Raw genomic sequence first — 18,415 nt, forward strand, 5'->3', positions numbered from 1 at the left:
TGAGTGGGCTGCGCCACGGTGGGCGGAATGCCCCGTCCTGAGAGTGGACCGATACGCTCACCTGTTTGTGGAGGTCACGATCAGGCGCGCGCGGACGTCCGACGTCCCGGTGATCTGCCGGTACATCGAGACGTACGCCGGTACGGGCAGAACGCTCAAGAAGTCCACGGTGACCCTCTATGAGGACGTGCAGGAGTTCTGGGTCGCCGACGACCGGGAGTTGGGGGTCGTGGGCTGCGGAGCCCTGCACGTCATGTGGGAGGACCTGGCGGAGGTGCGCTCGGTCGCCGTCGACGATCGCTGTGGCGGTCGGGGGATCGGGCACCGTATCGTGAGCCGGCTGCTGGAAACCGCCCGGGAACTGGGCGTGCGGCGGGTCTTCTGCCTTACCTTCGAAGTGGAGTTCTTCGCGCGTCACGGCTTTCGGCCGATTCTGGGCACGCCGGTGTCCCCCGAGGTGTACGAAGAGCTTCTGCGTTCTTATGACGAGGGTGTGGCCGAGTTCCTGGATCTGCACCGGGTCAAGCCCAACACCCTGGGCAACACCCGCATGCTGCTTCGCCTGGAGGAGTGACCGTACCGATGAGCGACCCGTACGGCGGGCAACCGTACAACCCGCACTGGCAGGGCGGCAGGCCGCCGGGACAGTGGCAGCAGCCCCCGCAGCAGCAATGGCAGCAGCCGGCCCCCGCGCACGGCGGTTATGCCCCGGGCGGACACGGCGGTTATGAGCCCTCGCCCGCGGCCGACCTCCCGTTGGCCCCCATTTACCGCAGGGCGGCGGCCCGGCTGATGGACAACGCCCTCGTGGCGGTGTTCGGTTTCGCGCTCGTCCTGCCGATCGCGTTCGGCGTGATCGGCTTGGACGCGCCGGGCAGCAAGACCCGCACCGAGGGCGGTGTGTGGAACTGGCCGATCATCACCACGCTCTTCGTGGTGCTCGCGATCCTGCCTTTCCTCTACGAGGCGATCCAGCTCTCGATGTGGGGCCAGACGCTCGGTAAGCGGATGCTCGGGATGAGCGTCGTACGCGTCGATCCGGCGGGTGATCCGCTGCCGGCGACCCAGGCGGTCTGGCGCGCCGCCATCAACAACATCGGCTATCAGCTCGGCCTGTTCTTCTTCCTGATCCTGGCGGTCAAGGTCTGGGAGTACGCCGCGTACGGACTGCTGCTGGTGACGATTGGCATGGTGATGGCCTATCTCTGGGCGATCTGGGACCAGCCGCTCCATCAGGCGATGCACGATCGTTTCGCCGACACCGTGGTCGTCGACGACCGGTTCGGCGACGAGGACGACCATTACGACTACGACCAATAGCCGCAGAACGTCCCCATGCCCCCGAACTCGCCCCCCGTGGCAGAACCGGGTCAGCGCTTGGCGGCCAGGGTCGTGGACACCCTCGTGGTGGGCCTGCCCGTCGCCCTGATCGTCCGCTCGGACCTCGTCGGGCTCCCCCGACCCACCGCCGACGTGGTCACCGTTCCCATCCTCGCCAGCCTTCTGCTCGTGTACGAGTGGCTGCAACTCGCCCTCTGGGGTCGCACCCTGGGCAAGCGCTTCGCCGGCATCGAGGTCGTCCTCGCACCACCCCTGACCCCCACGGCCCTCCCCGAGCCCGGGAACGCCCTGGAGGCCCCCGAGGACGCCCCTCTAGGGGACGACCACCCCATGGACGAGAACGGCTCCGATTCCGGAACGCCACAGCCCGAGGAACCCGGAAGCGGTGACGCCCCGGGGACGACGCGGCCTGAGGGGCGGCCCGAGGGTGGCTCTGGCCCCGGAATGGTGGAGAACGGCTCCGACCAGGGGATGACGCGGCCTGAGGGGCGGCCTGAGGGTGGCTCTGGCCTCGAAATGGTGCGGTCCGAGGAAGGCGAGAACGGCTCCGACCGGGGGACGACGCGGCCTGAGGGGCTTGGCGGCGACTTTGCCCTGGAGACGGCACAGGCTGGAGGGGGTGGGGGTGGCTCCGATGTGGGGATGGAGCCGCCTTCGGGGGGTGGGCGGTCTGATGCGGGTGAGATGGCCTCGGGTGGTGGTGAGGGCGGCTCTGGGGGACGCGGGAGGGCTCTAGGGCCTTTCCGGGGTGGTGGGGACGGGTTGGGGCCCTGGCGGGCGTTGCTGAGGGTGGGCGTGTACGCGGCGCCCGTGGCGGTGCGGCCGGTGCCGGTGTTGGGAGTCGTCGCGGGGCTGTTCTGGGTGGCGAACGCGGCGTTTCTGTTCGAGGGTGCGCAGCGTCAGGCTCTACACGATCGGCTCGCGGGGACGATGGTCGTACGGCGCTCGCGGCCGGAGAGACCGCCCGTCACGGGTGGGTAAAGCATTCGGTAGTTTTCTGCCCTATCCAGCGTCGTTCAGTTGATAACTGGCCGACGCCGCGCCCCTGCTGCGGATTCCGTTGCGGCGACCGGCCTCGAGGGGCCCCGGGAGCGGCGGATCTCCCATGCCGTCGGGGCGGGCGGCACCGGCGCATTCCGCAGGGCCGGCAGGGGTTAGCGCCGTTACCTCAGGGTTAATCGGTGGCGTCGGGGTGGCTGGGGTCGCCCCGTTAAGGTGGTACTGGCCCCATTTCTCCCGTATCTTCTCCCCTGCCGTGCGCCACGATTCATTGGAGCGGTCGAGTCCGTGGGCCCGAGGGAGCCCGAGTGGACCGTCCCAGGAGCGCGGACGTCACCCGGCGTGGCCGCGTCCGGCTTTACCGACGTGTGTTGGATTCGCCGTCCAGTCGTGATCGACGACCCGGCGCGACACGGCCCGGGTGATCCGTGTCACCGCTAAACCCCGGGCCCGGGGCCGCTTCCGACGATGGCACGGCCCGGACAATTCCCTCGCTCCCGCCGCAGCCGCCGTGCTCCGGAGGCGGAGTAAGCCGGGGAAGGCGGGCATAGCGGATTCGCTTCCCATGATTACGATGAGTTACCGGAGGCCCGGGAAACTCTCCCGGCCGCGCTGAATTGTCATCCGCAAGCGCTTCGGTATATCTTTGACAACCGAATGTAGTTTGCTCCGGCGGAAAGGTCTGTCCCCATGGCACAGAAGGTTCAGGTGCTTCTCGTCGACGACCTCGACGGTGGCGAGGCGGACGAGACCGTGTCGTTCGCGCTCGATGGCGCCTCCTATGAGATCGACCTCAGTGGCGACAACGCTAAGAAGCTGCGGGATTCACTGCAGCCGTTCGTGGAGCACGCCCGTAAGGCGGGCACCGCTCGGCGTCGCCGCACCCGTGGCGCGTCCAGCCGCGAGCGCAGCGCGGACATCCGCGCGTGGGCGAAGGCCCGCGGCATCAAGGTCAATGAGCGCGGCCGTATCCCGGCGACCGTCGTGGAACAGTACGAAGCGGCTCACTGATTCATCGCCACAGCAGACGGCCCGCCTCTCCCCGCGGTGAGGCGGGCCGTTCGCATACCCGGCACCGAACGCGAACGAACCCCACCCGGCACCCAGAAGCGACGAGGCCCGCAGAGAGGACCGCCCGTTCCCGCGAGGCCCCTCGCCCAAGGGCCCACAGCCCGTTCCTGCGGGAATCATCCGCCCGCGGATGATGGAAACGTCACGGCGGGACCATCGCCCCATGGGGGGCAAACCACAGCACGTGTGGAGCCGGACCACCCATGGCGGGGAAACCACGGCCCTCCGTGGGAATCGATCACCTACGGGTGGGTGTACGGAGACTTTCGGGGTCCATCGCCTATGGCGCGGTGGCCTCCGTGGGACCGATCTCCTAAGGGTGGTGGACGGAGCCCTTGGCCTATGAGGGACGGTCGCCTCTGCGGGGACCGGGCGTCATGGGGTGATCAAGGGTTCCGAGGGGCCTTTTGTCCATGGGGGCTGATCGTTCGGGAGGAGACCGATCGTTCGACGAAGAGACCCGAAGCCGCGTCGGGAGGAGCGCCAAGGTGATTCGGGTCGATCGCCGCGCCGGAGGCGGCCCCGGGCGGGTGTGGTGGATGGGGTCGGTGGGGCGTTCGGGAAGGATGGCGGGGCGGTGCGGGGTGGGCGGGTGAGGGCTGTCGGAGGGGCCGGGGCGTTCGCTTGCGGCGAAGTGTGTCGCGAGGGTGGATGGCACGGCGCGCCGTCGGGGATGCTGGGAAGGCAGGGGTCAAATCCCGCATACTGGGGGAAACGCCCATGTCGCAAGCCTGTGGGCGGGCTGTCAGGACCCGGCTCAAGATCTTTTACCGAGCCGGGTAAAAGGCGTTCGCTTGGGGCGTAGCGGGAACATGGCGCACCTACGTGGTAGTTGGATGAGGATGAACAGCGCTTAGCTGGGGAACGTCTCCTGGTGGGAGTGCACCGGGTGGCAGCCTCGGGGCGGGCTAGCATGCGGAAGGTCAGGTTCGGACATACCGGGCTTGCCCGACCGCTCTGTGAGGAGCGACGAGATGTTCGAGAGGTTCACCGACCGCGCGCGGCGGGTCGTCGTCCTGGCCCAAGAAGAGGCCCGGATGCTCAACCACAACTACATCGGGACCGAGCACATCCTTCTGGGTTTGATCCACGAGGGTGAGGGTGTCGCCGCCAAGGCCCTGGAGAGCCTGGGAATCAGCCTCGAGGCGGTGCGCCAGCAGGTCGAGGAGATCATCGGCCAGGGCCAGCAGGCGCCTTCGGGGCACATCCCGTTCACTCCGCGTGCCAAGAAGGTCTTGGAGCTGTCGCTGCGCGAGGCGCTGCAGCTCGGCCACAACTACATCGGGACCGAGCACATCCTGTTGGGCCTGATCCGCGAGGGCGAGGGCGTGGCCGCCCAGGTGCTGGTCAAGCTCGGCGCCGACCTGAACCGGGTGCGCCAGCAGGTGATCCAGTTGCTGCACGGCTACCAGGGCAAGGAGCCGGCGGCCGCCGGTCCCTCGGAGTCGACGCCGTCGACCTCCCTGGTGCTCGACCAGTTCGGCCGCAACCTGACGCAGGCCGCCCGCGAGGGCAAGCTCGACCCGGTGATCGGCCGGGACAAGGAGATCGAGCGGGTCATGCAGGTCCTGTCGCGGCGGACCAAGAACAACCCCGTGCTGGTCGGCGAGCCCGGCGTCGGCAAGACGGCCGTGGTCGAAGGGCTGGCGCAGAAGATCGTCAAGGGCGAGGTGCCCGAGACCCTGAAGGACAAGCAGCTCTACACCCTCGACCTCGGCGCGCTGGTCGCCGGGTCCCGCTACCGCGGTGACTTCGAGGAGCGGCTGAAGAAGGTCCTGAAGGAGATCCGCACCCGCGGCGACATCATCCTGTTCATCGACGAGCTGCACACTCTGGTCGGCGCGGGCGCCGCCGAGGGCGCCATCGACGCCGCCAGCATCCTCAAGCCGATGCTGGCCCGCGGTGAGCTGCAGACCATCGGCGCCACCACGCTGGACGAGTACCGCAAGCACCTGGAGAAGGACGCCGCGCTGGAGCGCCGCTTCCAGCCCATCCAGGTCGCCGAGCCGTCGCTGAGCCACACCATCGAGATCCTCAAGGGTCTGCGCGACCGGTACGAGGCGCACCACCGCGTCTCGATCACCGACGGCGCCCTGGTGGCGGCCGCGCAGCTCGCGGATCGCTACATCAGCGACCGGTTCCTGCCGGACAAGGCGATCGACCTCATCGACGAGGCCGGTTCGCGGATGCGGATCCGTCGGATGACCGCGCCGCCGGACCTGCGCGAGTACGACGAGAAGATCGCCGACGTGCGTCGGGAGAAGGAGTCCGCGATCGACGCGCAGGACTTCGAGAAGGCCGCCGCCCTGCGCGACAAGGAGAAGCAGCTCCTGACCGCCAAGGCGCAGCGGGAGAAGGAGTGGAAGGCCGGCGACATGGACGTCGTGGCCGAGGTGACCGAGGAGCTGATCGCCGAGGTCCTCGCCACCGCCACCGGCATCCCGGTCTTCAAGCTGACCGAGGAGGAGACCTCCCGGCTGCTGCGCATGGAGGACGAGCTCCACAAGCGGGTCATCGGCCAGGAGGACGCCATCAAGGGCCTCTCCCAGTCGATCCGGCGTACCCGCGCCGGTCTGAAGGACCCGAAGCGTCCCGGCGGCTCGTTCATCTTCGCCGGCCCCTCCGGTGTCGGTAAGACCGAGCTGTCCAAGACGCTGGCGGAGTTCCTGTTCGGCGACGAGGACGCGCTGATCCAGCTCGACATGTCCGAGTTCATGGAGAAGCACACCGTCTCGCGGCTGTTCGGCTCCCCGCCCGGCTACGTCGGGTACGAGGAGGGCGGCCAGCTCACCGAGAAGGTGCGCCGCAAGCCGTTCTCGGTCGTGCTGTTCGACGAGATCGAGAAGGCCCACCCGGACATCTTCAACTCGCTGCTGCAGATCCTGGAGGACGGTCGGCTGACCGACGCCCAGGGCCGGGTGGTGGACTTCAAGAACACCGTCATCATCATGACCACCAACCTGGGCACCCGGGACATCTCCAAGGGCCAGTCGCTGGGCTTCTCCCGCGCCAACGACACCCAGGGCGACTACGACCGGATGAAGTCCAAGGTGCAGGAGGAGCTCAAGCAGCACTTCCGGCCCGAGTTCCTCAACCGTGTCGACGACATCGTGGTCTTCCACCAGCTCACCCCGAAGGAGATCATCCAGATCGTGGATCTGATGATCGCCCGCGTGGACGAGCGGCTGCGGGACCGGGACATGGGCCTGGAGCTCAAGCAGGACGCCAAGGACCTGCTGGCCGAGCGCGGGTACGACCCGGTGCTGGGCGCCCGGCCGCTGCGCCGGACGATCCAGCGGGAGATCGAGGACAACCTGTCCGAGAAGATCCTCTACAACGAGCTCAAGTCCGGCGAGATCGTCATCGTCGGCGTCGAGGGTTCCGGCGAGACGGCCAAGTTCACCTTCAAGGGTGAGCCGAAGCCGTCCACCGTCCCCGACACGCCGCCGCCGGTCGAGGGCGCGGTCAACATCAACAAGGATTGACCGTTCCCCGCCGGGGGTTGACCGGCTCAGCGAAGGCCCGCACCACGACGGTGCGGGCCTTTGCCGTTCCCGGAACGTCCCGACGGTCGCCCCGGAACGGCGTTTGCCCGGTTCCTGGCCGTTCAGGTGCCGCGACCGCCTCGCCCGGACGGCTGCGGGCCTGCGAGGCGGGACCGTGGGGCACCTTCCCTGGTGGCGCGTCCGCCGACGTGCGCGCCGCTTCGAGGGGGGGACATGTCGAGATCACGCAAGCACTGGACGGCGGCCTGTCTGGTGGCCGCGGGCGGCCTCACGGCGGCGGCGCTGCCGCCGGGCACCGCCGGAGCCGTCGGTGTCCGAAATGCGTCACTCCAAGTGATCGCCCAAGGGTTGAACAGCCCGCGCGGGGTGACCGTGCTGCCGGACGGCACGGTACTGGTGGCCGAGGCCGGGCACGGCGGCCGGGGCCCGTGCGTCGGGTCCGGGGAGCTCCGGAGCTGCTTCGGCCACAGCGGGTCGATCTTCCGGCTCCAGGGTCGGGACGGGCGGCGGATCGTGCGCGGCCTGCCGTCCATCAGCGATGCCGGGGGCCGGGAGGCGTCCGGGCCGGTCCAGGTGATGGTGCACGGCCGGCGGCTGCTCGTGCTGAGCGGTGCGGGGCTGAACGGCTCTCAGCGGGCCGCGTTCGGCGCGGGGGCGCTCCCGATGGGAACCCTCTACGCGCTGCCGGGAGGCCGGATCCTCGCCGATCTGGTGCGGCACGAGACCGTGTACGACCCCGACTGGGTGCTGCCGCGCAACGACCCCAGGGGCGAGGCGGTGCACTCGAACCCGTGGCGGTTCGTCCGTTCGGGGCACGGCGGGTGGCTGGTGACCGACGCGGGGGCCAACGATCTCATCCGGGTCGGCCCGCGAGGCCGTACGCACACCGAGGCGCTGTTTCCGCACAATCGGGCGGCGACGACCGGAGGGGCCGCCTCGGGGCAGCCGCGCAGGCTGATGGGGCTGCACGGCGGCGGCCGGGCGCAGGAGACCCGACAGGTGCAGTCGGTGCCCACGGGCCTCGTGCGGGGCCCGGACGGCGCGTACTACGTGGGCGAACTGGCCGGGTTCGCGCCCGGGGCGTCCCGGATCTGGCGGATCGTTCCGGGACATCGGCCCCGGTTGTTCGTCTCCGGCCTGACCGCCGTCTCCGACCTCGCGCTGGACCGCCACGGGAACCTCTTGGCGCTCAGCCTGACCCGGGGCCTGGCCGGGTTCCCGCAGACCCCGCCACTGCCGGGCGCGCTGTACCGGATCGATTTGAGGAGCAAGCGGAGGACGGAGATCCCCACCGGCGGGACGCTGATGTTTCCCACCGGTCTGGGCGTCGGGCGGCACGGTGAGATCTACGTGTCCAACAGGGGAGTGGGCACCGGTGCGGGGCAACTTCTCCGGCTCCACGGCTGAGCGCCGCTGAGCGGGGCGCCCGGATCGGGGCCGATCGCCGTCCTGGGGGCCGGGTTACTCCTGACCCAGAGGGCTCGGCAGATCGGGACGCCCGGCCCATGCTCCCGGGACGGCCTCGCCGGCACCGTCGTCCGTGGCGCGGAACGATCATCCCTCCGCGTCACGACGAGGGAGAGAGATGTCGAGATCACGCAAGTCCTGGACGGGGGCCGCCCTGGCGGTCGCGGCCGCGGGCTGTGTCACCGCCGGGCTCGTCCCCGGGACGGCCCAGGCGCAGGGCGCGCCGTCGCTCCAGGTGATAGCCGGCAAGCTCAACAACCCGCGCGGGGTCACGGTGCTCGGCGACGGCACCATCCTGGTGGCCGAGTCCGGGACCGGGGGCAAGGGGCCGTGCGTCGGCAAGGGCGAGGCCAGGCAGTGCTTCGGCGCCACCGGTGCGATCTTCCGGATGAAAGGCGCGTGGAAGGGCCGGGTCGTCAAGGGCCTGCCGTCGATCAACGAGGGCGGCGGGTCGGCGGCCATCGGCCCGGTGGACGTGGCGGTGTCCGGCAAGGACTACTACGTGCTCAACGGCTTCGGCGGCAGTACGGCGCACCGGGCCAGGTTCGGCTCGAACGCGCGGCGGATGGGCACCCTCTACCGGGTGCGCGGGGCCGCCGTGCAGGGGGACCTGGTCTCGCACGAGACCCGGCTGGACCCCGACTGGGTGCTGCCGAGGACCGACCCGGGCGAGCCGAGGATCAACGCCAACCCGTGGCGGTTCGCGTCCGCGTCCGGCGGTCAGTACGTGACCGACGCGGGCGGCAACGACCTGGTACGGGTCTCCGGCGGCCGGACGTACACCGAGGCGGTGTTCCCGCACGGCCGGATCGCGGTGCCCGCCTCGGCCCGGACGGCCGTGAACTCGGCGCAGGCCAAGCGGCTGCTGCGAGTGATCGCCGGGGCTCCGGCGGCGTCGCAGACCATTCCCGTCCAGTCGGTGCCCACCGGTGTCGTCAGGGGCCCGGACGGCGCCCTGTACGTCGGCGAGCTGGGCGGTTTCGCCCCGGGCGCGTCGCGGATCTGGCGGATCGTGCCCGGCCGCAGGCCCACGCTGTTCGCCTCCGGCCTGACCGCCGTCTCGGACCTGGCCCTGGACGGGCGGGGCAACCTCGTGGCGCTGACCATGACGACCGGGTTCGGCCCCGGCCCGAACGACCCGCCGCAGCCCGGCGCGCTGTACCGGATCAACCTGCGGACCAAGAAGCGGACCGAGATCCCCACCGCCGGGAGGCTGTTCTTCCCGACCGGGGTGGCCGTCGGCCCGCGCGGCGCGGTCTACGTCGCCAACCGGGGCATCGGGAACGGGGCGGGCCAACTGGTCCGCATCACGTTCTGAGCCGCACGTCACGACGAGGTGGACGCGGCGGCCATTCGATCGGGGATCGGAGGGCCGCCCGACGGTAAGGGGGTCTGATGAGGGTCGGTGTCTGGCTGGTCGGGGCCCGTGGCTCCGTGGCGACCACGGTGGTGACGGGGGCCGCCGCGCTCCGCTCGGGGCTGCTGCCGCCGGTGGGGTGCGTCACCGAGACGCCCGGGTTCGCCGGCGTGGGGCTGCCCCCGCTGGACGCCCTGGTGTTCGGCGGCCACGACATCGGGGGCTCACCACTGGTGGAGCGAGCCGAGGAACTGGCCCGCGCCGGCGTCGTTCCGGCACTGCTCCCGGCGGCCGTGACCGGCGCGCTGACCGAGGCCGAGGCGGAGATCCGCCCCGGCATCGGCGGCGGGCCCGGGCGGGGGTCTCAGCGGGGGGAGGCGGAGCGGGTGATCGGCGATCTCGTCTCGTTCCGGGAGCGGCGAGGGCTGGACCGGGTCGTGGTGATCAACGTCGCGTCCACCGAGCCGCCGTTCGAGGTGCGGCCGGAGCACGCCGATCCGGCGGCCCTGGAACGGGCCATGGACGGGCCGGAGGAGGTGCTGCCGCTCAGCTCCGTGTACGCCTACGCGGCGCTGCGGGCCGGCTGCCCGTACGTCGACTTCACGCCGTCCACGGGTGTACGGCTGCCGGCGCTGGACGAGCTGGCGAGGGCGGAGGGCCTCCCGTACGCGGGCAGCGACGCCAAGACGGGGGAGACGCTGGTCAAGACCGCGTTGGCCCCGATGTTCGCGGCGCGGGCGCTGGCGGTGCGGTCGTGGTCGGGCACCAACCTGCTGGGCGGCGGCGACGGGGAGACCCTCGCCGATCCGGCGGCCGGCGAGAGCAAGAAGGCGTCCAAGGACCGTGCGCTCGCCGCGATCCTCGGCCATCGGGTCGAGGGGGAGACCCACATCGATCACGTGCCCGACATGGGCGAGTGGAAGACCGCGTGGGACCACGTCACGTTCGAGGGCTTCCTCGGGGTGCGGATGACCTTGCAGTTCACCTGGCAGGGCTGCGACTCGGCGCTGGCGGCACCGCTCGTCCTGGACCTGGCGCGGCTCACGGCGCGCGCCCACGAGGCGGGCGAGTCCGGCCCGCTGACGGCGCTGGGCTTCTTCTTCAAGGACCCGGTCGGCGGCGGCGAGCACGGTCTGGACGCCCAGTACGAACGGCTCCGCGCATGGGCGAACGGACTCGGAGTGAGCGCATGAACCTCAAGGACCTGGCCGAACTCGTACGGGCCCCGGCCGCGCTGAGCGTTCCGGGCGACACCATGGCCGGTGGGGCGCGGGGGCCGGCGCCGGCGGTGTCGTCGGTCTGTCTCTACTGGGCCGGGATGGCCCTCAACGACTACGCCGATCGTGCCCTGGACGCCAAGGAGCGTCCGGAGCGCCCGATCCCGTCCGGCAGGGTGGCCCCCTGGGAGGCGCTGGCGCTGGCCGCCGGGCTGACCGGTGCGGGTCTGGCGGTGGCGGCCGTCACGGGGGGCCGCCGCAGGCTGGCGGTGGCGGTGCCGCTCGCCGTGACCGTGTGGGCGTACGACCTGAAGCTCAAGGACACCCCGGTGGGCCCGGCGGCGATGGCGGCGGCGCGCGGGCTGGACGTCCTCCTCGGTGGAGGCCCCGGGGCCCTTCCCGCAGCCGCCGCGATCACGGCTCACACGTACGGGCTCACGATGCTCAGCCGGGGCGAGGTGGACGGCGGCGGACCCGCCCAACTCGCCATCGCCCTGGCGGCCACGGCGACGGTGACCGCCATCGCCGCGCTCCCCCACAGGGACCGCGCGGCGATCGTCGGGTTGGGCCTGGTCGCCGCGTACACCGGGGTGGTGGGCGGCGCGCAGCTTCACGCATCCGCTCCGCCTGGGGCGGTCACCGCCGGGGCGGGCGTTCTCGGGCTGATCACCGGCCTCGTCCGTCGGGATCGCTCGGCGGGTGCGAGGGTGGGCCTGGTCGCCGCGTACGCCGGGCTGGTCGGCGGCGCACAACTCCGGGCCGCCGCGAACCCCGACGCGGCCACCGTCCGCGCGGCCGTCGGCGCGGGCGTTCTCGGGCTGATCCCCCTCCAGGCGGCGTTCACCGCGCGGCGGGGACACCCGGCCGCCGCGGCGGCGCTCGCGGCGGTGCATCCGCTGGCGCGGCTCCTCGCCCGCAAGGTGTCGCCGACGTGAGATTCGCGTACGGGACGAACGGCTTCGCCAACCATCGGCTGGACGAGGCCCTGGCGGTGCTGGCCGACCTCGGCTACGAGGGTGTCGCGCTGACCCTGGACCCGGGCCACCTCGACCCGTACGCCCCTGACCTGGCCCGCGAGGTGGCCCGGGTCGGCAAGAGGCTGGCGGAGCTGGGGCTCGGCGTGGTCATCGAGACCGGCGGCCGGTACGTGATCGACCCCCGCCGCAAGCACCATCCGACCCTGCTGAGCCCGCCCGAGGGCGCGGAACGACGCATCGACCTGCTGCTGCGGGCCGTTCGGGTGGCCGAGGATCTGGGGGCCGAGGCGATGTCGTTCTGGAGCGGCACCGCCGACCCCGGCGTGAGCGACGACACGGCCTGGGAGCGGCTCACCGACGGCGTCGCGCAGGTGGTCGCGGAGGCCGAGCGCCGGGGCGTCACGCTGGGCTTCGAGCCGGAGCCGGGGATGTTCGTCGACACGATCGCCGGTTTCGAGGAGCTGCACGCCACGCTCGGCGGGCCCGCGGAGCTGGGGCTGACCCTCGACATCGGGCATTGCCGATGCCTGGAGCCCCGACCGGTGCCCGACTGCGTGCGCCGGGCCGCGCCGCACCTGGTGAACGTGCAGATCGAGGACATGCGGCGCGGGGTCCACGAGCACCTGGAGTTCGGTCGGGGCGAGATCGACTTCCCGCCGGTGCTGGCCGCCCTCGCCGAGACCGGATACCGGGGCCTGGTGGGTGTGGAGCTGCCCCGGCACAGCCACGCGGCCCCGGCGGTGGCGGAGCACTCGATCCGATTCCTCCGCGCCGCCGCCGCTGCGAAGGAGGCCCTGTGATGATCGACCCGACTGCCGCCCTGGACGAGGGCGGCCGGACCTGGCTCGCCGCCGCCGTGGATCGGATCCGGGCCGACGACGCCGCGATCCTGGAACTGTTCCCGGCGGCGGGGCGTGCCTGCGGGCGCGGCCCGCTGCCCGGCGCGCCCGGCTGGACCGTCGATCAGGCGGTGCGGGCGTTCCTGCTGCTCGGCCTGGCGGCCGAGGGGGAGGCGTTGGGCGAGGCGCTGTTCGACGTCTATCGGTACGGCGACGCGGCCGAGAAGATCGCCGTGCTCCGGGCCCTCCCGCTGCTGGACGCGGGCCCGCACGCGCTGCCGATCGTGCGGGACGCGCTGCGCACCAACGACACCCGGATGATCGAGGCCGCCGTCGGCCCCTACGCCGCCGAGCATCTGCCCGATCACGAATACCGCCAGGCCGTCCTCAAATGCGTCTTCGTCGGCGTTCCGCTGCGCGAGGTGGCCGGGCTCGTCAGGCGCGCCGACCGGGAGCTGGCCCGGATGCTCGCCGACTACGCCCACGAACGGACCGTCGCCGGGCGCGACGTGCCCGAGGACGTCTGGCCCATCGCACGCAAGGGGGACCTCTGATGCGCATCTTCGACCCGCACATCCACATGACGTCGCGGACCACCGACGACTACGAGCGGATGTACGAGGCCGGTGTCCGGGCGGTGGTGGAGCCGTCGTTCTGGCTCGGGCAGCCCCGCACGTCCCCCGACACGTTCGCCGACTACTTCGACTCGCTGCTCGGCTGGGAGCCGTACCGGGCCGCGCAGTTCGGCATCCGGCACCACTGCACCATCGCGCTCAACCCCAAGGAGGCGAACGACCCGCGCTGCCGGCCCGTGCTGGACCTGCTGCCGCGCTATCTGGCCAAGGACGGCGTGGTGGCGGTCGGAGAGGTCGGCTACGACTCGATGACCCCCGAGGAGGACGAGGTCTTCGCCGCGCAGCTCGCCATGGCGATCGTCGCGGGCCTGCCGGTGATGGTCCACACCCCGCACCGCGACAAGGCCGCCGGCACCCGCCGCAGCCTGGACGTCGTCCGCGCATCGGGTCTGGAACCCGGTCGGGTCCTGATCGACCACCTCAACGAGACGACCGTCGCGATGGTCCGGGAATCGGGTTGTTGGACGGGGTTCTCCGTCTACCCCGACACCAAGATGGACGAGGATCGGATGGTAATGATCCTCAAGGAGCACGGCACGGAACGCGTCCTGGTGAACTCGGCCGCCGACTGGGGGCGCAGCGACCCCCTCAAGACCCGGCGGGTGGGTGCGGCGATGCTGGCCGCGGGTTTCACCGAGGACGAGGTCGACACCGTCCTGTGGCGCAACCCGGTGGCGTTCTACGCGCAGAGCGGCCGGCTTGACCTGGACGATGCGCCGGCCGCCGCGTTCCACGCCGGCAACACCATCGAACGAGGCGGATGACATGCGCTTCAGGCACCGTGACGGGACCCTGGTCCACGTCGCCTACTGCACCAACGTCCACCCGGCCGAGGACCTGGACGGGGTGATCGCCCAGTTCACCCGGTACGCGCGCCCCGTCAGGGAACGGCTCGGGCTGGCGCGGCTCGGCGTGGGGCTGTGGCTGGCCCGACCCGTCGCCGACACGCTCACCGCCGACCCCGGCGAACTGCTGCGCCTCAAGCGGGCCATCGACCGCGCCGGGCTGGAGGTCGTCACCCTGAACGGCTTCCCGTACGAGGGGTTCGGCGGCGAGGTCGTCAAGCACGACGTCTACCACCCGGACTGGACCCGGCCCGAACGGATGCGGTACACCCTCGACCTGGCGCGGATCCTGATCCGGCTGCTGCCCGACGACGTCACCCGGGGCAGCATCTCCACCCTCCCCCTGGCCTGGCGCGACCCCTGGTCGCCGGCCCAGGAGGAGTTGGCCGCGCGTCGCCAGGACCGGCTCAACCGCGAGCTGACCGCGCTGTCCTCGGCGACCGGCCGCACGATCCGGGTCGGGTTCGAGCCGGAGCCCGGCTGTCTGGTGGAGTCCACCGGGCAGGCCGCCGACCACCTGCTCGGCGGCACCCGGTTCCTCGGCGTGTGCCTGGACGCCTGCCACCTCGCCGTCGGGTTCGAGGACCCGGCCGAGGCGGTGGACCGGCTGACCGACGCCGACCTGCCGATCATCAAGCTGCAGGCGTCCTGCGCGCTGGAGGCCGACCGGCCCCGCGACCCCGCGCAGCGCAAGGCCCTGGCGGGCTTCGTGGAGCCCCGGTTCCTCCACCAGGCCCGCGAGCGGGACGTGCCCGCCGGGGCCGACGACCTCGACGCGGCCCTCGACGGCGGGCTGCCCGGCGACCACGAGTGGCGCGTCCACTTCCACGTCCCGCTGCACGCCGAACCCGACGGGCCGCTGCGCTCGACCCGCCCGGTGCTGGACGGCACCCTGCGGACGCTGTTCGGCGGCGACCGCGCCCTGACCGACCACGTCGAGGTCGAGACCTACACCTGGGACGTGCTGCCCGGCCGTCCCAAGACCAAGGAGGCGCTGGTGGAGGGGATCGCCGCCGAACTGGCGTGGACCCGCGACCGGCTCGTCCGCCTCGGACTCTCAGAGGAGACCTGACCTTGACCCGTCCCAGACCGCTCGTCGTCGTCGATGTGGTCGGCCTGACCCCCAAGCTGCTCGCCCACATGCCCCGCCTGACGGGGGCGATGCGGGCCGAGGCCACGTTGGAGACCGTCCTGCCGGCGGTGACCTGCTCCGTGCAGTCGACCCTGCTGACCGGCGAGCTTCCCAACGTCCACGGCATCGTGGGGAACGGCTGGTACTTCCGCGAGCTGGGCGAGGTGCTCCTGTGGCGCCAGCACAACGCCCTGGTCGGCGGCGAGAAGGTATGGGACGCCGCCCGCCGGATCCACCCGGGCTACAAGGTCGCCAACGTGTGCTGGTGGTACGCGATGGGGGCCGCGACGGACTTCACGGTGACGCCCCGGCCGATCTACCACGCCGATGGCCGCAAGTCGCCGGACTGCTACACCGACCCGCCGTCACTGCGGGTGGACCTCACGCGCGAGCTGGGGCGCTTCCCGCTGTTCACCTACTGGGGGCCGAAGGCGGGCCTGCCGTCCAGCCGGTGGATCGTGGAGGCGTCCCGGCTGCTGCTGGAGCGCGAGAGCCCCGACCTGACGCTGGTCTACCTCCCGCATCTGGACTACGACCTCCAGCGGTACGGCCCGGACGCGCCGCAGGCCGTCGCGGCGGCCCGCGAGATCGACGCCGTGCTGGGGCCCCTGCTGGACGACGCCGCCGCAGCGGGCGCGGTCACCGTGGTGCTGTCGGAGTACGGGATCACGAACGTGTCCCGGCCGGTGGACGTCAACCGGGCGCTGCGCCGAGCCGGGCTGCTGAAGGTGTACCGGCAGGCCGGCATGGAGTACCTCGACCCGTGGACGTCACGGGCCTTCGCCGTCGCCGACCACCAGCTCGCCCACGTGTACGTGAAGGACCCTGCGGACCTGCCTCGGGTGCGTTCGGTGCTGGCCGAGCTGCCCGGCGTGGAGCGACTGCTCGACGCCGAGGGCAAGGCGGCGCACGGGCTCGACCACGCGCGGTCGGGGGAGCTGGTCGCGGTGGCGGCCCCCGACTCCTGGTTCACGTACTACTACTGGCTCGACGACGACCGCGCGCCCGACTTCGCCCGCATGGTCGACATCCACCGCAAACCCGGGTACGACCCGGCGGAGCTGTTCATGGACCCGTCCGACCGGCTGGTCAAGGCCAAAGCGGGGCTGGCGCTGGCCCGCAAGCAGCTCGGCCTCCGCTACACGATGCAGGTCGTTCCGCTGGACCCGTCGCCCGTGCGGGGGAGCCACGGTCGGCTCCCCGCGACACCGGACGACGGGCCCGTGCTGATGTGCTCGGACCCGCTGGACCGGGAGACCTATGCCGCCACCGACGTGAAGGCCCTGCTGCTGTCACTGGCGGGTCTCACCGAGCCCGTCGGGGTCAACCCCTAGCCTCCTGCGCCGACGCGTCGAACGGCGTCGTCACGGGTCGCCCCTCGGCCATGTCGGTGAGCAGGACCCGCATGGCGTCACCGTCGTTCAGGTGCGGGAACGGGTCGTCGGGCACGGGCACGCCCAGGAAGTCGCACAGCGGCCCCCAGCCCTCCCGCGCCTCGAAGACCAGCAGGCGATCCGCCGGGAGGGTCTCGCGGACCTCGACGATGTGCCGCTCGAACGCGGTGATCGCCTGCTCCTTGGTGGGAACGGTGCCGGTGCCCGTGCCGTACGTCTTGAGCCAGATCATGTTGAGCAGTGTGGGACGGATCGCCCGCATGGTGCTCAGGTGGGGGTGCTCGCCCTCGGGGAGCGGCGCGACGTTCGCCTTGAAGATGGTGTCGCGCATGCTGGCGTACCAGCGCTCCGGGTCGCGGATGGTGAGGACGACCTTGGCGTCCGGGTAGGCGTCCGCCAGCTCCCGCCAGAAGAACGCCGAGGGCCAGTCGACCGAGGACCGGTAGCCCTGAAGGATGCGGTCCCAGTCGTTCGGGCCCGGCTCCAGGATGCTCAGCCAGCGCTCGACCTGCTCGGGGTGGCTCATCAGTTCGAACATGTGGTGGCAGGGCCCGAACCCGAGCCGTTCCAGTGCCGCCTTCGTCGAGCTGGTGCCGGTACGGGGGAAGCCCGCTCCGATCACGTGCAGCATGAAGTGCTCCTTGTCGCGTGGGTGGCGCGAACAAACGATTGTCGTGATCGTTCCCATGCCCTCCCCGCCGAATCGGCCGGACCCGGCCGCCGCCACAGGGAACTCACCACTCCTTTCAGGAGGGGAGGGCGTAGCGGCCGTCGTCCAAGGGGTCGATGAGGCCGTCGGCGATCAGGCCGTCGAGGGCGCGTTCGCGTTGGACGGCGTCGGACCAGACGATGTCGAGGGCCGGCTTCTCCACCGGGCCCTCGGCCTGGCGGAGCACGGCCAAAAGGCGGCCTCGGCACTGGCGGTCGGTGCCCGCGTAGGTCTGGCCCCGGCGCGGCGGACCGTCGTAGGCGGGGCGGCCCGCCCGCTGCCAGGCGCAGGAGGAGATCACGGGGCAGTCGACGCAGCGCGGCGAACGGGCGGTGCAGACCAGGGCGCCCAACTCCATCACCGCCACCGCCCAGCGGGCGGCGACGGACGCGTCGGTCGGGAGCAGGGACTCGGCGACGGCGACCTCGGCGACCGTCTGGGACTTCGGCGGGTACTCGACACCGGTGATCAGCCGGGCGAGCACCCGGCGGACGTTGGTGTCGAGGACGGCATGGCGCTGCCGGAAGGCGAAACTGGCCACGGCGGCGGCGGTGTACGCGCCGATCCCGGGCAGGGCGAGCAACTCGTCGTGGTCGGACGGGACGAGCCCGTCGTGCCGCTCAACGAGGGTCACCGCGCAGGCGTGCAGGCGCAGGGCGCGACGGGGGTAGCCCAGCCGGCCCCAGGCGCGGACGGCCTCCCCGGACGGCTCGGCCGCCAGCGCGGCGGGTGTCGGCCAGCGGCGCATCCACTGCTCCCAGACCGGCAGCACCCGGACCACCGGGGTCTGCTGGAGCATGATCTCGCTGACCAGGACGGCCCACGGCGTCGCGTCGGGGGTCCGCCACGGCAGGTCGCGGGCGTGCTCGGCGTACCAGTCGAGAACGGGCCCGGTAAAGCGGACGGCATCGTGAGTTGCGGTCATG

General features: G+C 71.6%; 16 protein-coding genes. 14 read left to right on the plus strand and 2 right to left on the minus strand.

Annotated features, from left to right (window positions below):
- The first annotated feature begins 67 nt into the window (after positions 1-67).
- The 14 genes from DFJ69_RS16855 to DFJ69_RS16920 all read left to right on the plus strand — a co-directional run bounded on the left by DFJ69_RS16855 (position 68) and on the right by DFJ69_RS16920 (position 16,720).
- Complete coding sequence (locus tag DFJ69_RS16855) at positions 68-574, plus strand: amino-acid N-acetyltransferase (RefSeq protein WP_425453349.1); 507 nt, start codon at positions 68-70, stop codon at positions 572-574.
- Between the two features lie 8 nt (positions 575-582).
- A complete protein-coding gene (locus DFJ69_RS16860) occupies positions 583-1,320 on the plus strand; it encodes an RDD family protein (protein ID WP_116023476.1) in 738 nt (245 codons plus the stop codon).
- A gap of 15 nt (positions 1,321-1,335) precedes the next feature.
- Positions 1,336-2,322, plus strand: a complete 987-nt coding sequence (locus DFJ69_RS35580) for an RDD family protein (protein WP_281275862.1) — start codon at positions 1,336-1,338, stop codon at positions 2,320-2,322.
- A 708-nt stretch (positions 2,323-3,030) separates the two neighbouring features.
- Positions 3,031-3,351: a histone-like nucleoid-structuring protein Lsr2 gene (locus tag DFJ69_RS16870; RefSeq protein ID WP_116023477.1), complete on the plus strand. Its 321-nt coding sequence runs from the start codon at positions 3,031-3,033 to the stop codon at positions 3,349-3,351.
- A gap of 1,034 nt (positions 3,352-4,385) precedes the next feature.
- Entirely contained in the window at positions 4,386-6,896 is a 2,511-nt protein-coding gene (locus tag DFJ69_RS16875; protein WP_116023478.1) for an ATP-dependent Clp protease ATP-binding subunit, read from the plus strand.
- A 234-nt stretch (positions 6,897-7,130) separates the two neighbouring features.
- On the plus strand, positions 7,131-8,324 hold the full coding sequence (locus DFJ69_RS16880; protein ID WP_116023479.1) for a ScyD/ScyE family protein: 1,194 nt from the start codon (positions 7,131-7,133) through the stop codon (positions 8,322-8,324).
- A gap of 178 nt (positions 8,325-8,502) precedes the next feature.
- Positions 8,503-9,702, plus strand: coding sequence for a ScyD/ScyE family protein (locus DFJ69_RS16885; protein ID WP_116023480.1), 1,200 nt, complete (start codon positions 8,503-8,505; stop codon positions 9,700-9,702).
- Positions 9,703-9,776: 74 nt separating this feature from the next.
- Positions 9,777-10,934: an inositol-3-phosphate synthase gene (locus DFJ69_RS16890; protein ID WP_211328984.1), complete on the plus strand. Its 1,158-nt coding sequence runs from the start codon at positions 9,777-9,779 to the stop codon at positions 10,932-10,934.
- A complete protein-coding gene (locus DFJ69_RS16895) occupies positions 10,931-11,893 on the plus strand; it encodes an SCO3242 family prenyltransferase (RefSeq protein WP_116023482.1) in 963 nt (320 codons plus the stop codon). Before DFJ69_RS16890 ends, DFJ69_RS16895 begins: the two co-directional genes overlap by 4 nt.
- Positions 11,890-12,735: a sugar phosphate isomerase/epimerase family protein gene (locus DFJ69_RS16900; RefSeq protein WP_116023483.1), complete on the plus strand. Its 846-nt coding sequence runs from the start codon at positions 11,890-11,892 to the stop codon at positions 12,733-12,735. Before DFJ69_RS16895 ends, DFJ69_RS16900 begins: the two co-directional genes overlap by 4 nt.
- Positions 12,735-13,328: an EboA domain-containing protein gene (locus DFJ69_RS16905; protein WP_116023484.1), complete on the plus strand. Its 594-nt coding sequence runs from the start codon at positions 12,735-12,737 to the stop codon at positions 13,326-13,328. The genes DFJ69_RS16900 and DFJ69_RS16905 overlap by 1 nt, the downstream gene beginning before the upstream one ends.
- Positions 13,328-14,173, plus strand: coding sequence for a TatD family hydrolase (locus tag DFJ69_RS16910; RefSeq protein ID WP_116023485.1), 846 nt, complete (start codon positions 13,328-13,330; stop codon positions 14,171-14,173). The genes DFJ69_RS16905 and DFJ69_RS16910 overlap by 1 nt, the downstream gene beginning before the upstream one ends.
- 1 nt (position 14,174) lies before the next feature.
- Entirely contained in the window at positions 14,175-15,326 is a 1,152-nt protein-coding gene (eboE, locus tag DFJ69_RS16915; protein WP_116023486.1) for a metabolite traffic protein EboE, read from the plus strand.
- 2 nt (positions 15,327-15,328) lie between these two features.
- On the plus strand, positions 15,329-16,720 hold the full coding sequence (locus tag DFJ69_RS16920; protein WP_211328643.1) for an alkaline phosphatase family protein: 1,392 nt from the start codon (positions 15,329-15,331) through the stop codon (positions 16,718-16,720).
- On the opposite strand, the gene DFJ69_RS16925 is transcribed toward DFJ69_RS16920, so the two are convergent.
- Positions 16,710-17,411, minus strand: coding sequence for a sulfotransferase family protein (locus DFJ69_RS16925; RefSeq protein WP_116023487.1), 702 nt, complete (start codon positions 17,409-17,411; stop codon positions 16,710-16,712). The genes DFJ69_RS16920 and DFJ69_RS16925 overlap by 11 nt on opposite strands.
- 115 nt (positions 17,412-17,526) lie before the next feature.
- A complete protein-coding gene (locus DFJ69_RS16930) occupies positions 17,527-18,414 on the minus strand; it encodes an HhH-GPD family protein (protein ID WP_116023488.1) in 888 nt (295 codons plus the stop codon).
- Position 18,415 lies beyond the last annotated feature (1 nt).

Source organism: Thermomonospora umbrina, from assembly GCF_003386555.1.
GTDB classification, from domain to species: Bacteria; Actinomycetota; Actinomycetes; order Streptosporangiales; family Streptosporangiaceae; genus Thermomonospora; species Thermomonospora umbrina.

Excerpts from the sequence above, each read along its gene's own strand:
- DFJ69_RS16860 (WP_116023476.1), top strand. The coding sequence starts at position 583 with ATGAGCGACCCGTACGGCGGGCAACCGTACAACCCGCACTGGCAGGGC.
- DFJ69_RS35580 (WP_281275862.1), top strand. The coding sequence starts at position 1,336 with ATGCCCCCGAACTCGCCCCCCGTGGCAGAACCGGGTCAGCGCTTGGCG.
- DFJ69_RS16870 (WP_116023477.1), top strand. The coding sequence starts at position 3,031 with ATGGCACAGAAGGTTCAGGTGCTTCTCGTCGACGACCTCGACGGTGGC.
- DFJ69_RS16875 (WP_116023478.1), top strand. The coding sequence starts at position 4,386 with ATGTTCGAGAGGTTCACCGACCGCGCGCGGCGGGTCGTCGTCCTGGCC.
- DFJ69_RS16880 (WP_116023479.1), top strand. The coding sequence starts at position 7,131 with ATGTCGAGATCACGCAAGCACTGGACGGCGGCCTGTCTGGTGGCCGCG.
- DFJ69_RS16885 (WP_116023480.1), top strand. The coding sequence starts at position 8,503 with ATGTCGAGATCACGCAAGTCCTGGACGGGGGCCGCCCTGGCGGTCGCG.
- DFJ69_RS16895 (WP_116023482.1), top strand. The coding sequence starts at position 10,931 with ATGAACCTCAAGGACCTGGCCGAACTCGTACGGGCCCCGGCCGCGCTG.
- DFJ69_RS16905 (WP_116023484.1), top strand. The coding sequence starts at position 12,735 with ATGATCGACCCGACTGCCGCCCTGGACGAGGGCGGCCGGACCTGGCTC.
- DFJ69_RS16910 (WP_116023485.1), top strand. The coding sequence starts at position 13,328 with ATGCGCATCTTCGACCCGCACATCCACATGACGTCGCGGACCACCGAC.
- eboE (WP_116023486.1), top strand. The coding sequence starts at position 14,175 with ATGCGCTTCAGGCACCGTGACGGGACCCTGGTCCACGTCGCCTACTGC.
- DFJ69_RS16925 (WP_116023487.1), bottom strand. The coding sequence starts at position 17,411 with ATGCTGCACGTGATCGGAGCGGGCTTCCCCCGTACCGGCACCAGCTCG.
- DFJ69_RS16930 (WP_116023488.1), bottom strand. The coding sequence starts at position 18,414 with ATGACCGCAACTCACGATGCCGTCCGCTTTACCGGGCCCGTTCTCGAC.